Genomic DNA, 15,678 nt, shown 5'->3' with positions numbered 1-15,678 from the left:
TTATAAAACTTTGTGGCTTAGAGTTAAATCAAATATTCACAAGCAACCCAAAACCAATCATATATAACACTCATTTATAACAAATTAGCTCAAGAGAAATTTTAAAGATAAATTTAAGCACATATTTTAAAACCTTACACCTAATGGAAAATTAACATAATTAACCAGTTATTTATATAATAGGCTTCAAATTTTAAATAATCCAATCTTAAATTCAATATAAAGCAGCTCCTATTCTGCTTTCTATAAATCTTTTCAGAAAAAAAACACAGCATCTTACACAGAAGAAATTGAAATAAAAATGTTTAATTTTAATAGAAAAATATTAAACAGAAATAACATCAACTGATTAAGTCCATAAATTTATATTCCCGCCAGCCGAAGACTAACCGACTGGCAGATTATGATCATGTTTACCTTTTCTATCGAAAAAAACCATGTATACAGGCGACATTCTATGAATTAAGCATTTTTTTAAATATTAAAATTAATATTTTGTTAAACATTGGTTCTGCTTCACTATTTTTAAATAAGCCCCTTATCACAGCAATTTAAATTAGCATAAATGAAGACAATCATCAAGACGACTGTCATTTCAATATTAGTATTATCATTCTTCCCTTTGTTCCTCTATGCTGGTAACAGCCTCCAGGATAAAATAAAAACGGCAGTTAATTCCCCTTCACCCAAGGCAGATGTGCTAATAGAAAACCTGATTACATCTTATATTAAGCTGGCAAGAGAAGAAAGTCTTGCTGATAACAAAGAAATATTATTATCTGAGATTTTAAAAAGCAATCTTTCTGATAAAAAAGCATTAACCTACGAAATTGAAGCTTTATATGCCAAGAGATTATTAAAACTAGAAAAAGCCAGACATTATATTATTAAAGCGCTTGATGAAATTACACAGGAAAACCCCAAATTTATAAGACTGCTCCGGACTTTAGCTTTTATTGATACTGATCTGGAGAATTACATGCGGGCTATGGAAAGTTATCTGATTATACAGAAACACTTACAGAAACCAAAGGACATCAATAAACTGGTATTAAACTACACCCATATTGCCGATCTTTATATCAAAAGTAATTTATTCGAAGAAGCAATAAATGCTTTGGATATGGCTTATAGCCTCGCTGTTCAGCAAGAAAAAAAGTACATTCCTAATCTCCTCTATGAAAATAAAGCTATCGCCTATTTTCATTTAAAAAACCTGGATTCTTTACAGTATTATGCAGCAAAAATAGCAGGAATAAGATCTTCTGACCCAATGGTTGATCATCGCCTCAAATACATGACTCTTTTATTGAAAAATGATAAAGAAGCTATTAACGAAATCAAAATACTTGCTGATAGCCCTGGTGACACTGATAAACTACACTCCTATCTTCATTTAGCTGAAACATACCTGGTATTTAATCAAACAGCAAAGGCTAAAGAAATAATTTTTAAATTATTATGTTCCACAGACCTGAAGAATCTGGGTTATATGAGATCCAGGTTATTCAGTTTAATGGGTGATGCCTATCTGAAGGAGAAACAGTTCGATTTATCTGCTCAGTATTATAAAAAGGGAACAGACCAATCTTCTTTAAATACGCTAAAAACGATGAAGACAGGAAGTATCCTGAACCTTTTAAAATATGATGAGATTAAGAAAAAATATATAGTTGCCCAGGAAAATCTGGAGGTCCGGCAAAATTACCTCTTCTTATTTGCAGCAGTTGCCGGTATGATTATCCTGACTTTTATCTTTCTTTACAGATCTTTGAAAATCAAGAAGAAGTATGATCAGCTGATGTTCAACAAATTAAGCAGTGAAATTTCCTTTATAAATTCTCATGAGATCAGGAGGTACCTGAGCAACATATTAGGAATAATTATGGTGATCAAGGTAAGTGAAGACAGGAATGAAACGTATTTTGAGTTTGAAGATGCGCTCTTTGATTCTGCTGAAAAACTTGATATTTCGATCAAAAGTATTGCAGCCAAACTAAATGAAAAAGCTGAATCATGTACATGATCCAGCTTTTTGGTTAGCACCAGTTAAAATCCTGATCCTTAATAATTCTATTTCAGACTAAAACTTCTGCCGCTGTCTTTGGCTCAGCAACAGTATCATTTTTCAGTTTTTCATTGATTTTTTGAAACTGGTTTCTGGCTTCCGGATGCAGGGCAAGAATCCCGTTAACCTGATCCTGTCTGCCTTCTTCGATTTTAGCATTCAATGCAATTACATCTTGTTCTGATAAACTATCATTTTCAAATTTCGCAGTCCAGTGCTTAATAAATCTGGCCACGTCCTGAGTCTCCATCTCTCTTAGGATAGGAGATAAACTTGCTTTCAACTGAACAGCTTCATTCATTTCCTTTGTATAGAAAGGATTTAGAGCCTTGATGAAAGGAATACTATGGTTCTGTACTTTTCTGATCACATAAATAAAATATGGGATCGCAAGTATAACAATCAATGAGATTATTATTGTGCTGGCATTTAAATTCATTATAAAGCTTTGTTGGTTTGAATTAACTCATCTTTAATTTCTTCTGGATATCAGTTACATATCCTTTGAATTTCTTATCACTATCAATCAGATCTTCTACGGTTTGACAAGCATAGATTACTGTAGAGTGATCTCTTCCGCCATAAAATGCACCGATACTCTTCAATGAAGATTTAGTCAGGCTTTTAGACAGGTACATAGAGATTTGTCTTGCTTGTACGACTTCACGTTTACGTGTAGGTGATTTTACAAGATCAACCGGAACTTCAAAATATTCACAAACTAATTTCTGGATATATTCCATTGAAATCTCTTTGGATGTATTCTTGATAAAGTTTTTCAGCATTGATTTAGCCAGGGCCAGATCAATTTCTTTCTTATTTAAAGTAGCCTGCGCTAATAGAGAAACCATTGCTCCTTCTAATTCGCGGACGTTATTATCAATATTATGCGCTACATATTCTACAACCTCAGCTGGTAAATCGATACCATCAGAAGCCATTTTCTTTCTCAGAATAGCAATTCTTGTTTCTAAATCAGGAATTTGTAAATCTGCCGATAAACCCCATTTGAAACGACTAAGCAAACGTTCTTCCAAACCTGATAAGTCTTTTGGCGCTTTATCTGAAGTAATGATAATTTGTTTACCCGACTGGTGCAAATGATTAAAGATATGGAAGAAAATATCTTGTGTTTTCTCTTTCCCTGCAAAATTATGGATATCATCCATGATAATTACATCCATTGCCTGGTAGAAGTTAACGAAGTCATTGATCGTATTATTTTTCAATGATTCTACAAACTGCTGACAGAATTTTTCGCAGGATACAAAAATGACAAGTTTATCGGGATAAGTACGTTTGATTTCGTTTCCAATTGCCTGAGCCAAATGCGTTTTCCCCAATCCTACGGCACCATAAATCATCAATGGATTGAATGATGTTGCGCCAGGTTTTGCTGCAACTGCGAAGCCCGCAGAGCGCGCTAAACGATTACAATCACCTTCGATATAATTCTCTAAAGTATAATTAGAGTTTAACTGAGGGTCAACGTTCAGTTTTTTCAACCCAGGAATCACAAATGGATTTCTAAGATCCTTGCTGATCGGTGCTGGCGTTGGTATCGCCTGTGCCTTTGAAGCGATAGTATTTGTATTATTCGGACTACTGGCCGCGATATAAGGAGTATTGCTTTTTGAAGGTTTATTGTCTACAACAATATTATATTCCAAACGTCCCTCGTCCCCTAACTCCTGCTTTACAGTTTTACGTAAAAGCCCTACATAATGTTCTTCTAACCATTCATAGAAAAATAAACTTGGTACTTGAACAGTTAAAACATTACCTTCTAATTTTAGTGCTGAGATCGGTTCGAACCAAGTCTTATAACTTTGATTCGGGATATTAGCCTTAATCGTTTGAAGCGAGTTATTCCACACTGTTGTACAAGTATTCTGCATAGTTTTTTTTATTGTTATTGGTAATGTTACTGGCCCGAAAAAAAGCTTCCTTCCTTTTGGGGATTGCGAAGATCCAGAAAATTACCAACAAAAAAACATAAACTTATACCCAGCAGTAAGCAGCTAAAAAGCAATTGTTTAGCTATTTTTTTTTGACCATAATGTGGATAAGTATGGGTTACCAACAGGTGTTGTTAACTAAAGGTCTGTTAACAACTTTATGAGGTTATTAACCACTTGAAGCAGGTAGTAAAAAACTAATAGCTATCAACCAGTTAGGGTAAATTCTGATGGGAAAGAATGGGTTGTTAATAACTTTTAAAAATTCCAATTATTGAATTTGCTCCATCATATTTTGGAAAGAAGGTCAAAAATATGTGCAATTTGTATCGCAAATAATTCAGGTTATACACATCAGTAAATACATGCTTAATTATGGGAAAATAATCAGGAGGCTATCTTCCCATAATTTAACGGCTACTCTTGAATTGTCTTTGCAGGAATGCTTTCTACATTTGTATTTTCATCATACACTTTTGTAGTACTCAGCTTCTTTAACTCATCAGCAGGAATTCTCGGAGTGATTGCAGGAAGCCTGTAGCTATAAGTATTTGCCAAAACCATACCTTTTGGTAAAAGAATGACTAACTTTTGCATGCCTGGTTCTTTACTTATAAAAACAAACTCCTGCTGATTTCCATCCGCAGCAAGTCTGTTTCTGAAAGTACGATCATCAGGAGCAGGCTGAATCTTTAACCTGGTCAGGTTATTTCCTTTATCAAGGTCCATTTTCCGGAGATCAAGAATATGGTATGCTTGAGTGGCCGCAGGCTTATTATCCGTAACAACATCTGTTGTTGCAGCCGAAACGGCACTCATACGCTGCATTTCCTGCCCATATACAGTCACAGATCCAATGGCCATCAAAGCCAAACTTAAAATTTGTTTTTTCATGATGCTGATCAATTAATTTATTTATAAACTAAAGATCCGCCATAGTAATGTTAAGCAAGGTTACACTTTGTTAAAATTTGTGAAGGGTAATTATCCTCAATCCAACGTTTTAAGTAGAAAAAAGGAATAAGATCAGGAGATAATTACCGGATTTAATCAATAAATTGGACCTTTTAAACTATACAATCAGCATATGTATCTATCAGGCGACTATTTTTTCATACTTATACTGGGTGCAGGTGCTGCCGGTATACTGCTTTTAGGCTTGATTCTCTCTATTACTGTATTTTTCACAAATAAAACTGCTGTGGAGATAATCGCCTGGATTTGCGGCGGATTATCATTAATAATATACCTTACAGCCCTTCACCTTGGCCTTTACAAAGATTTTAAATGGTCTGAACTTTATTTTATAGCAGTGCTGCTAACCTTTTTTTTATTGCTTCAGCATCAGCTAAAATCTGCACAGAGCAATAAACTCAGGCTGGTTTTAATCTTCAGAACAGTCCTTATTCTGATAACTTTTGCCACCCTGTGTAAAGCGGTAATAAACCTGCTGATCAATTCACAATTACTGGCCCCGGGAGCCAATAACCTGGTTTCAACATTCTATAGGGTTCAAAGCGTACTATTCTGGTGTATAATGATCGCTTCCTCTATCTGGGCACTACACAAGATAAAACCTCCTTTACTTAAAAACGAAATCTTTAAAACCGCTCTCCTGTTTACGTGGCCAGCATTTTTTCTGGCAGTTACTTTAGGGATGTTATTATTTTTTATAGAATATACGAATATGAACTCCGGAGTAACTGTTTCAATACTTTTTAATCAGAAATTTTTATTGAACCAGTTAGGCTTTCTATTTTTTGGCTGTACAATTTCATCCATCATAGCTTCTTCTATCTATTATTATTACAAGACCGCTATGGATAAAACCAGCACAACTTCTTCATTGAAATAAACAGATCCTGATCAAACATAAAAAAACAATTATGGAAACTGCAAATAGAATAACTGTAAGCACCACAGTTAACAGACCCGTAGACAAAGTATGGGAATCATGGAATAAGCCAGAACATATTACCCAATGGAGCCACGCCTCAGCGGAGTGGCATGCACCATATGCTGAAAATGATTTGCGCAAAGATGGTAAATTCAAGACCACTATGGCTGCCAGAGATGGAAGTTTTAGCTTTGATTTTGAGGGTGTATATACTACTGTGAGGGATCATGAACTGATAGAATATATAATCGGAGATGGCAGAAAAGTAAAAATCTCTTTTATCAGTGAAGGCGATACAACCCGGATCATAGAGGTTTTCGATGCTGAGCAGCAAAATTCAATTGAAATGCAGCAGGGCGGATGGCAGGCAATTCTTGACAATTTCAAAAATTATACTGAAAGAAGCTTTTAAAAGCTTCTTTCAGTATAATCGATTATTTAAACAGCAACTTTTAATAGCACATCCTTACCTGAACTGATCTTGTAAGGTTTTCCTAAGAAATCTTTCAGATTGGTTTCTGCATATTTTTGAATTTGCGCAATAACAAAAGCGGCATATTCTATATCATCTTTATTCAGATAAAAGATAACCTGCTCCAAAAGGTTTACCTTGAAGTGATCATAGGCCTCAGATATCTCAGGATCTCCCAAAAAAGCCTTTAGATTTTCAAAATAAGTTTCTTCCGTTACATTAAAATAAGAGTATTTGACATACATCCAGTTATGGGTAATAGTCCTGTTATAAAATTCAGCTGGCATATCAGCTAAAAATGTCTTAAAAAAATTCAGGACAAAATACCGGTTATCATAATCCTTAGTATTCATTAATGTAGTATTTAATGAAGCTAACTGATTAAATACTGAATCAAGTGCATTTTCCTGTACCAGGGCAACAGCCTTAATCAATTCATAATCCCAATCGTCAATAATCAACCCTTCAACCTTCCCTGAGTAGATAAAAATGATGATATTTCTCAGCAGGTCTGCAGCTTTTTTCAGATCCCCCTTCTTTTGATAAATACGTGAGATATTCTGAATCTGCTCTATTCTCCTGAAAATCAGAATCGGATACCCCTGACGTTCCACTTCAGCACTTAACAGCAATCCCTCTTTCATGAATGCTATGGCTTCATCCCAACGCTCCAGTTTATAATAATAATTCCCCCATGCAGATAATTTGTACATTTTAGGCAAAATATGGCTTTCCGGTAAAGTATCCAGTAAGCCATCAGCCTGTTCAAGAAGCCGGTCTGTCTCTTGAAAATCATTCTTTCTGCAAGCAATCACCGCGTCTAAATAAATATCAATACACCTATGGATCTGTGGCCCTGTAAAAGTGTTCTCTTTATCCTGCTTACCTAACAGGAAGCTGAATACCCCGTTATATTCTGCTTTTTTTTTATTGCCTGCATTGTCATCAGGACTAACGTTTTGCAAAAAACTGATAAAATCATTTAATGTTTCCATAATCATTAATTTCCTAGTTCTAATTGATTCTTAATTAATTGATAGTAATAACCTCTTTGTGCCACAAGTGCAGCATGTGTGCCCTGCTCTGCAATACTGCCATTATCCAGTACAATGATATTATCCGCGTTCTTCACTGTACTTAGACGATGCGCAACGATTACAACTGTTTTTCCTTTTAAAAAGGTATTTAAACGTTCAATAATGATCTTCTCATTAGAAGCGTCCAATGCACTGGTCGCTTCATCCAAAAAAATATATTCGGGATTTTTGTAAACCATGCGGGCAATTAATATCCTTTGTTTCTGACCTCCGCTGATCCCCTTTCCATCTTCGCCGATTTTAGTTTGAAAACCCAATGGCTGGCTAGAGATATATTGCTGGAGATTAGCTATATGGATAGCACGCTGTAAACTTTCCAAACTTAGATTCTCTTTATTAAGGGCAATATTATTTGCGATGGTGTCAGAAAATATAAAACCGTCCTGTAGTACAACCCCACAGTGCTGTCTCCAATAATCAGGGCTCATATTCTCAAAAGAATTGTTTTCCATAAAAATCTCACCCTCAGTTGGCTTGCAGATTCTCAGCATCAATTTCAATAGTGTAGTTTTTCCGCTTCCGCTGGCACCAACAATCGCTGTTGTTTTACCAGATTCGATGGTTACATTCAACTGGTCAATGGTTACTTTATTACCAGCACCCGGATAGACAAAGCTTACCTCCTTAAAAATCAGACTGCGGTCTTCGGGCAATGAATTTATATAACTGTATTGCGCATCCTCTTCTTCTTCCAGCGCCTGGATCTGACCAAGCCGTTCCATACTTATTTTTGCTTCCTGATAAGTCTGTATAAATGACGCGAGCTGTGCTATAGGGTTATTCATCTGACCAACTATAAATTGTATAGCCATCATATCACCAAGTGTCATTTCATTTTTGATCACTAACCGGGCAGCAAGGAATAAAATAAATATGTTTTTTGCCTGGTTAATGAAAGCAGATCCGATCTGCTGGTACTGGCTTAAGGATAAGGTTTGTATATTGAACCTGAATAGTCTTGCCTGCAATTCTTCCCATTCCCATATTTTCTGCGTGCCGCAATTATTGATTTTGATTTCACAAATCCCATTCAACAGCTCCATTGTTTTAGATCTGTTCTGAGAAGTGATATCAAATCTTTTAAAATCAAGTTTCTCTCTCTTGGCCAGAAAAAGTGAAAGCCATCCGAAATACATCAGGCTTCCACTAATAAACACACCACAAATGACAGGATTATATGCAAATAGCACAAAACTAAATACGATAAATGTAACAATAGAAAAGAGGGTATTCAGAGAAGCACCACTCAGCAGGTTTTCTATTCTTTTATGATCTTCTATACGCTGTAAAATATCTCCGCTCAACTTGCTGTCAAAAAATGTCAGCGGCAGGCGAAACAGTTTATGTAAAAAAGCGGACAAAACTTCCACATTAACTCTCGAAGTAATATGCAGTACAATCCATCCTCTGATAAACTCAACCGAAGTTTGCCCTAATACAATAAATAACTGGCCCAGAAGAATAGCATAAATAATATTCATATTCTGGCCTTTAACCCCCATATCGACCAGGGCTTTGGTCAGAAATGGCAAAATCAGCTGGATGAGTGCACCAGCCAGCAGCCCGGCAAACAATTGTCTGATCAGCGCTTTATATTGCATCAGATGTTTAACAAGATAACCAATACCATTCACCTGAACTTTTTTATCTTCTTCCAGATCATAAAACGTAGTAGTTGGTTTAAGCAGCAGTACAATACCGGCCGGCTCATTCTGAATTTTTGTATAAGCCCAGTTATTCAGGAATTCATCTTTGGAATAAGACTGTAAGCCACTCCCAGGATCAGATACATAAACTTTTTTCCTGCTCATTTTATATAAAACGACAAAATGATTTTTCCGCCAGTGTATGATACAGGGTAAAACAGGCCTGCCCTGCAGTTTTTCGTAGGTCATATTCCCCCCAACGGTATGTAAACCCAGATTTTCTGCCGCTCTGCTTATCCCTAACAACGATACACCAGTCTTCCCGATCTCACTTAGTTTGCGGATCTTTTCCAGGTCAAAAAACTTTCCGTAAAATTTGCTGATTATCTTTAAACACGTCGGCCCGCAATCCATCATGTCATGTTGCTTGTAATGAGGAAAACGCAGCGCTTTTACTTGGTTTATCATTATTGTTAGAGTTAAAGGTGTACTGATTGTTGTATTCAGACGATATTAAACATTCGTTTGTATTACAAATAAAAGGAGTACTTTAGAAGTGCAGAATTAAATTCGACAAACACATTACTTTTAATGACCAAAAGCAATTAACGCTACAATGAGGCTAAATAATTATCCGGCATGGATCTCAAAAATAGATTGGAATAAACAATACTCTACCCGGACAAGGATCTTGTTTCACTTACTGATGTGGACCTTTCTATCCATTTTATACTTCAATGGATATAACAGATACGATAAACAACTGGGCTGGCTCTTTGTCATCAAAGACCTGACCAGTATTATACTCATATTTTATACAGTCTCCTATTATGTACTTCCAAGGCTGTTATTTAAAGGAAAAGTTCTCCTCGCGCTTATTGCAGGTTTAATATCCTACCTTCTTTATGGAAGTCTGACCTATCTGCTTTGTGTAATTATCAATGCAAATTTCGAACAGTCAGAGCGGCTGCATAAATATGTAATGTCAGTTTTGGACCATAAGGTTATCGGCATTTTCACCTGGTGGGCAGTTTCCTTTTACTTCCTGGATTTTCTTTACCTGGTTACCCCACCCTTAGCCTTAAAACTGATCAAATTAATTACTGATCAGAGTAATAAAAGGCTTAGTCTGGAAAGAGATAACCTGAATCTTGAAATTAATTTCCTGAAGGCCCAGATCAACCCCCATTTCTTATTCAATACCTTAAATAATATCTATAGAATGGTCAATAAACAGGACCCTAAGACTGGTCCTATGGTCCTGCATTTTGCAGATTTGATGAGATATACTTTGTATGAATCCAATGTAGATAAAATATTATTATCAAGGGAAGTGGAATTCATCAATGATTATCTTGCACTGGAAAGGATCAGGTATGGCAATGATGTAAGTATCAAAACTAATTTCAATGAGGATTTTGGCCGTATGCTGGTTGTTCCTTTAATCCTTTTTCCATTTATTGAAAATGCTTTTAAACATGGTATTGATGCCACCATTGAATCATCCTGGATTGAAATATCATTGGAGGTTATAGACAACGTACTCCATTTTAAAGTAAACAACAGCGTAGGTAATGCGTATCCTACCGAAGAATTTGGTGGTGTCGGTGTAGCCAATGTAAAAAAACGCCTCAATATTCACTACGTAAATAAATACAAACTGATTAACCAGATACAAGATGGAGTTTACAGTATAAATCTCCAGTTAGTATTAAATTAACGATTTTGATATTCTTAAAGGAATAACATATATTGTAACCACATCTAACCTATTCATACAAATGACTATTAAATGCCTGATTATAGATGATGAACCTCTGGCAAGAGAAACCATTGAGGATTATATTAGTAAAATACCAAACCTTGAGCTGATTGCCAGCTGTAAGCATGTTTTTGATGCTTTGGAGCATATGCAGAGCGATAGTGTAGATCTGTTATTTTCTGATATTCATATGCCAGAAGTAAACGGGATTGATTTCATCAGATCTTTACAAAACCCGCCTTATGTAATTTTCATCTCTGCCTATCCGAATTATGCAGTGGATGGATTTGATTTGGACGCACTTGATTATATTGTTAAACCCTTTCCTTTTGAAAGATTCCTGAGAGCTGTCAATAAGGCCTCAAAAATAATCTATCAGAAAGGAAAAATTTCTGATGTACCTAAAAACCAGCATCTTTTTGTAAAAGATGGTCACAAGTTACACCGGGTGATGTTTGATGAGATCTGCTATGTCGAAGGAATGAAGGATTATGTAAAGCTGGTGCTCAAAGACCGGACAATCGTAACACACCTTACGATGAAGCGGATTGAAGACCAGCTGCCTGAAGACAAATTCATCAGGATACAAAAATCATTTATTATCAAAAAGGATGAGATCAAATCATTTAATGGAAATGAAATCGATTTATATACCTTAAAGGAAAAAATCCCAATTGGAAAGCTTTATAAAGACGCTTTGCTAAAACAATTTGGCCTCCAGACCGATTAAAATTATTCTATGAGTGACTGGAGTAATGTTCTCTTTTCACTTTCAAAAATAAGGGTTCCGCCGATCGATTCTATTTCCGGTAATTTACCAGTTAACAGATCGGCGGACTTTTTATCCAGCTTAACCGTATAAGCAATTTTACCGTTTTTTATAGGCGGGATGATATCCAGTAACCTTCCTTTCAAACTTATTTTATCTTGTGAGCTGTTATCCAGCGGAATCTCGACCTGCACAACAGCAGCCTTTTTCAATCCTTCTAACTGACCCGCATCCAAAACACCTTTCACTAAAAATCCCGAAGCCTTTTGAACAGAATCAATATCTTTCCCAGCCGGCTGTCCATATAAAATCACAGGCAGGATATGCTGCTTTGGAATAACAATCAGGGCCGAGCTGGTGACAAAGCCGATAATAATCAACAAAAGGAAAGTCCCTCCTACGCGATGGACCCAATGCGGCGGATTACCTATTATTTCATTTATTTCTGCGGAAAAATGGGGGCGGTCAACGATCATGATATGGTAGATTTAATTGGTGAATGTTTTCTGCGTGCTATTAAGGAAGCATAATATTTAGCCATATGATGATAAACAACCAGTTCATGCATTCTTTGATTTGCTATAAACATTCTATTTAAAAACATATGTATATAACTTGGCATAATACTCCTGAAAATTAAATTAAAGTCAGTTTCGGCCTGATGCTCTGCCGCTAAAAGATAAAATTCAGCCAGCGCATTTTTATTATTCAGTGAACGCTCATTAAATAACTCAACAGCTTCTTCTATTTCCTCACTATCATTTAAGGGGTCCATAAACAAATTCAGTTCTGTACTTACTTCTCTGAATTTATCATTTAACTGTGTATTCAAACTTTTATTCCCTGCAAATTCTGCAAAGAAAGCAGAAAATGCCTGTTCCATTAATTGCTGTCTTTGCTCCAGACTCATTCCAAAATCTGCCATTAAAAGCTCAACACCCCTCATGGCAAACAGCCATCTGTATTTTTCACCTTCAACACCCTCAATCAGATTCAGGAAATTAATAACTGCTTTGCTATCATTATAAAAAATAGTCTCACCAAGCTCCATAGTCTTTTCTCCATAACGCTCTATTTCTCTATCATAAGTATCATATTGCAGTTTACAAACTATTCTCTGGTCGTAGAGTCCATTTAATGCCTGCTGAATACGATTAATAAGCTCTGCGGTAGCTATCGTATTTTGCTGATGCAGAAATCTGACTCTCAGGTGTCCTTCAGGGTCATTGAAGCGAATAAAAAACCACTTTTCTATAAGTTTATCTTCCAGCATGCCATTGATCATTGGAAGTAAATAATCTGTCAGAACAGTATCTGCCCATTTTGAGCCACAATATATTTTCACATATGTCCACTCACTTCCCAGGGGAAAAGAACGTTTTAATACACTTTCTTTCTTAGGAATCAAATGCTGCTGATTATGCTGCTCACTTTGAGTATAAAAAGGAAGGATTACTTCATTTAAATAATTTGCCCCGGAATGATCAGTTGCCAGTTGGCTGTGATCAGTATGTAAAAATTCATAAAATACGGCATCCTTTTTTTTCAGGTGCTGAATCAGTAAAGGCATAACCAGGGGGCAATCAAAATCAAGAAGCAGCTCATTATCTCCTTCCGTCAGCAGAACTTTGGAAGGAAGCTTATACTTATTTCTAAAATCAATAATCTCTTCAGCAGATTTCAGGTCTTTAATCTCATTGTATATAGAGGATTTCAGCTGCCATCTGGCTCTGGAGAGAATAATATGCTTATACTCTACCCTTGGCAAAAATGCCTGCTGAGTTAAGAAGTCCCAATCCCAGAAAATGGAGAAATTACTCCCCTGGCTTTGCAAATCACAAAGAAACTTATAGACGGAAATCCCGTTTGCATAATTATGAGCAGAACTCAGTCTGGGGATAATAATTTTATTCAATCTCTTTGAACGCAGTACAATCTTATCATTCCTGATAGAGATCAACAAATCAGTAACAGGGATCTGATGGTCCCTGTCAGCAGAAGAATTGCCCAAAAAAGGAATTTCAAATGGTCTGATCTGCGGGCGTTGCAGGATATTACCTATCCTGGCTTCTGGAAGATGGACAATTTCTGCTAAAATAGCATCGCCCAAACCTTCCTGCTCCACAACTGCACATTCTTTTAATTTTTGATCCAGCACATCAAGAGATGGGGCAAATCTTCCAAGCAAAGGGGTAGCTGAAGCTCCGCCAAAGACTGTCATATTGAATTTGAAATTACCCTGATCAATTTCATCAGTACTGGCAGCAACAAAGCTTCCCACACTGAATAAAGTTTTCGGCATTTTATTGTTAGTAACAGGGCCTAATTCCTCCAGCTCTGCAGGACTAATAGTAACCTTATCTTTTCCTGTCTGCTGACTTTCAACAAACTTTTTAAAAACCAGTTGTTTGTAAGGTGTTAAACTCACTTTGCCCACTCCTTTTTTACCAGGAAAAACTAATCCGTCAATCAAAGGGGTATAATTGACATGTGCACCGCTAAATTTCGCGTAACCGATCCCTGCTTCAGTATCCAATGCTTCAAGCAGAGGGATTTCCTGTTCCTCATAACGCTTACTGAACTTCTGCTTAAACACCTTCAGATCACTTGAAATATCACTTTTATACAGTCCGCTTAACTCATTCAGTTCTTTAGAAAGAATTCCTATACTTTGTGTATTCAGGGAATTCTTATCCATTTTAATTTCCAGATCAGTCTGTACCAGATCTTTACTTTTTGCCAGGGGGAAATCCTCCTGAAGAATTGATTCTATTTCTTTACAGGATTTAACCAGATTTCCCTTTCTTTTCAAAATACTGTTAATCATCAATAAACCAGGAAGTTTAGTATTTGTACTATCCAGATCCTGCAATTTATCCAACAGCACATCAAAAAATTCTCTGCCAGTTATAGTAGGTTCAAGTTCTGATGTGATGATCTGACTGCTAATAATCTCATCCAAAAATTCTGTGGCTTGCGCTGCAGTAAGTGACAAAGAGATTAATGAATCCTGCAGATCCCGGTACTTTGCTCCATTTTGGGCCGTCCTCAAAATCATCTCTACATATTTTGAGGATTTAATCGACACTAAAAAATATTCCCTTTTTTTATTTTTTAGTCTATATTCATAATAACGGTAAGTATTATTGGTTTTATAAAGACTATTATTAGGATTGAAAGTTAATTTAGTTTTGAGTTCTGACTGCTGTGTCAATGCCGAGGTAATTTCCGCTACATAATTCATATCCAGACGGCTATGCTTCACTGTCTCATTTTTTAAATCCCAGCTGGTTTTCTCTGCTGTGATCAGCCCCATATCAAAACCTGCAAACAAACCATATGGTGTACATCTTGAACTCATCCGCAGCAGATACTTATATAAGGTAAGCATTAACCTTTCATTTCTCACCCCCTGTGGGTTCTCCAGCCATTTGACCAATTCAACATAAAGTTCCGGACTGGCCAGATAAATAGATTCCTGCAAATCTTCAGACTGATAAAGTGTGAAGATTGCCTGTATCAGACTCTCAGAATCAGTTATCTTGTTCAAAGCAAATAAACTATCTATTGACAATGCCGGCATTCTCAGTAAATAAAAATCGAAAGGAGTAATTTTTGCTTTCAGCATATCTTTAATTATTTATTTATTATTTCATATAAAACCTCATCAATACAGCGGTTAAATTTCTCATAAGATACTGGTTTGTAAAGTACATTACTAATCTGGCTCAAATTATAATCACTCAGCTGATCAATGGTATATGCTGTTACAAGTACGATACTGCAATCATTTGAAAAAAGACCTTCTATATCCTTTTTTACATTCCCCCTTATCTTAATGTCCATGAACATTAAATCAATCTTCTCTTCCTTAAATTTAATAAAGTCATTGACATTATTAAATTTACCTAAAAGAGTCAGATCATTTCTTCTATATATATAGTCCTGAAGAAGCTCTTGTGCCAATGGCTCGTCTTCTATAATTATGCAGGTTAGTATCATCTCTTTT

Annotated in this window: 13 protein-coding genes; 5 read left to right on the top strand and 8 right to left on the bottom strand. The window is 36.0% G+C overall.

Features of this window, described 5'->3' with window-relative positions; translation table 11 throughout:
• The first annotated feature begins 565 nt into the window (after positions 1 to 565).
• A complete protein-coding gene (locus HDE68_RS05540) occupies positions 566 to 2,026 on the top strand; it encodes a tetratricopeptide repeat protein (protein WP_183879694.1) in 1,461 nt (486 codons plus the stop codon).
• Between the two features lie 52 nt (positions 2,027 to 2,078).
• Here the strand turns inward: HDE68_RS05540 and HDE68_RS05535 are convergent, their stop codons facing one another.
• From HDE68_RS05535 to HDE68_RS05525, 3 genes are all read right to left on the bottom strand, one after another.
• A complete protein-coding gene (locus HDE68_RS05535) occupies positions 2,079 to 2,474 on the bottom strand; it encodes a hypothetical protein (protein ID WP_183879693.1) in 396 nt (131 codons plus the stop codon).
• A 55-nt stretch (positions 2,475 to 2,529) separates the two neighbouring features.
• Entirely contained in the window at positions 2,530 to 3,966 is a 1,437-nt protein-coding gene (dnaA, locus tag HDE68_RS05530) for a chromosomal replication initiator protein DnaA (RefSeq protein WP_183879691.1), read from the bottom strand.
• A 477-nt stretch (positions 3,967 to 4,443) separates the two neighbouring features.
• Positions 4,444 to 4,920: a hypothetical protein gene (locus HDE68_RS05525; RefSeq protein ID WP_183879689.1), complete on the bottom strand. Its 477-nt coding sequence runs from the start codon at positions 4,918 to 4,920 to the stop codon at positions 4,444 to 4,446.
• Positions 4,921 to 5,113: 193 nt separating this feature from the next.
• Between HDE68_RS05525 and HDE68_RS05520 the strand changes: the two genes are divergently transcribed.
• Entirely contained in the window at positions 5,114 to 5,881 is a 768-nt protein-coding gene (locus tag HDE68_RS05520; protein WP_183879688.1) for a hypothetical protein, read from the top strand.
• Between the two features lie 31 nt (positions 5,882 to 5,912).
• A complete protein-coding gene (locus HDE68_RS05515; protein ID WP_183879685.1) occupies positions 5,913 to 6,335 on the top strand; it encodes an SRPBCC family protein in 423 nt (140 codons plus the stop codon).
• A 26-nt stretch (positions 6,336 to 6,361) separates the two neighbouring features.
• Here the strand turns inward: HDE68_RS05515 and HDE68_RS05510 are convergent, their stop codons facing one another.
• Positions 6,362 to 7,390: a tetratricopeptide repeat protein gene (locus HDE68_RS05510; RefSeq protein WP_183879683.1), complete on the bottom strand. Its 1,029-nt coding sequence runs from the start codon at positions 7,388 to 7,390 to the stop codon at positions 6,362 to 6,364.
• 5 nt (positions 7,391 to 7,395) lie between these two features.
• Positions 7,396 to 9,606 carry a peptidase domain-containing ABC transporter gene (locus HDE68_RS05505; protein WP_183879681.1) on the bottom strand — a complete coding sequence of 737 codons (2,211 nt, stop codon included), beginning with the start codon at positions 9,604 to 9,606 and terminating at the stop codon, positions 7,396 to 7,398.
• Positions 9,607 to 9,754: 148 nt separating this feature from the next.
• Here HDE68_RS05505 and HDE68_RS05500 point away from each other — a divergent pair, with 148 nt between their 5' ends.
• Both HDE68_RS05500 and HDE68_RS05495 read left to right on the top strand, forming a co-directional pair.
• Complete coding sequence (locus HDE68_RS05500) at positions 9,755 to 10,858, top strand: sensor histidine kinase (protein ID WP_183879679.1); 1,104 nt, start codon at positions 9,755 to 9,757, stop codon at positions 10,856 to 10,858.
• A 61-nt stretch (positions 10,859 to 10,919) separates the two neighbouring features.
• The gene (locus HDE68_RS05495; RefSeq protein WP_183879677.1) at positions 10,920 to 11,630 is read left to right on the top strand and encodes a LytR/AlgR family response regulator transcription factor; all 711 of its coding nucleotides are present in this window, start codon (positions 10,920 to 10,922) and stop codon (positions 11,628 to 11,630) included.
• Between the two features lie 2 nt (positions 11,631 to 11,632).
• On the opposite strand, the gene HDE68_RS05490 is transcribed toward HDE68_RS05495, so the two are convergent.
• Genes HDE68_RS05490 through HDE68_RS05480 form a run of 3 tightly spaced genes read right to left on the bottom strand, consistent with a single transcriptional unit; the run spans position 11,633 to position 15,671 of the window.
• On the bottom strand, positions 11,633 to 12,145 hold the full coding sequence (locus HDE68_RS05490; RefSeq protein WP_183879675.1) for a hypothetical protein: 513 nt from the start codon (positions 12,143 to 12,145) through the stop codon (positions 11,633 to 11,635).
• Positions 12,142 to 15,297, bottom strand: a complete 3,156-nt coding sequence (locus tag HDE68_RS05485; RefSeq protein WP_183879673.1) for a lantibiotic dehydratase — start codon at positions 15,295 to 15,297, stop codon at positions 12,142 to 12,144. Before HDE68_RS05485 ends, HDE68_RS05490 begins: the two co-directional genes overlap by 4 nt.
• 8 nt (positions 15,298 to 15,305) lie before the next feature.
• Positions 15,306 to 15,671 carry a hypothetical protein gene (locus HDE68_RS05480; RefSeq protein WP_183879671.1) on the bottom strand — a complete coding sequence of 122 codons (366 nt, stop codon included), beginning with the start codon at positions 15,669 to 15,671 and terminating at the stop codon, positions 15,306 to 15,308.
• Positions 15,672 to 15,678: the final 7 nt, after the last annotated feature.

The sequence above is a fragment of the Pedobacter cryoconitis genome (assembly GCF_014200605.1).
Classification (GTDB): domain Bacteria; phylum Bacteroidota; class Bacteroidia; order Sphingobacteriales; family Sphingobacteriaceae; genus Pedobacter; species Pedobacter cryoconitis_B.
This window is presented reverse-complemented; position numbering and strand designations above follow the sequence as displayed.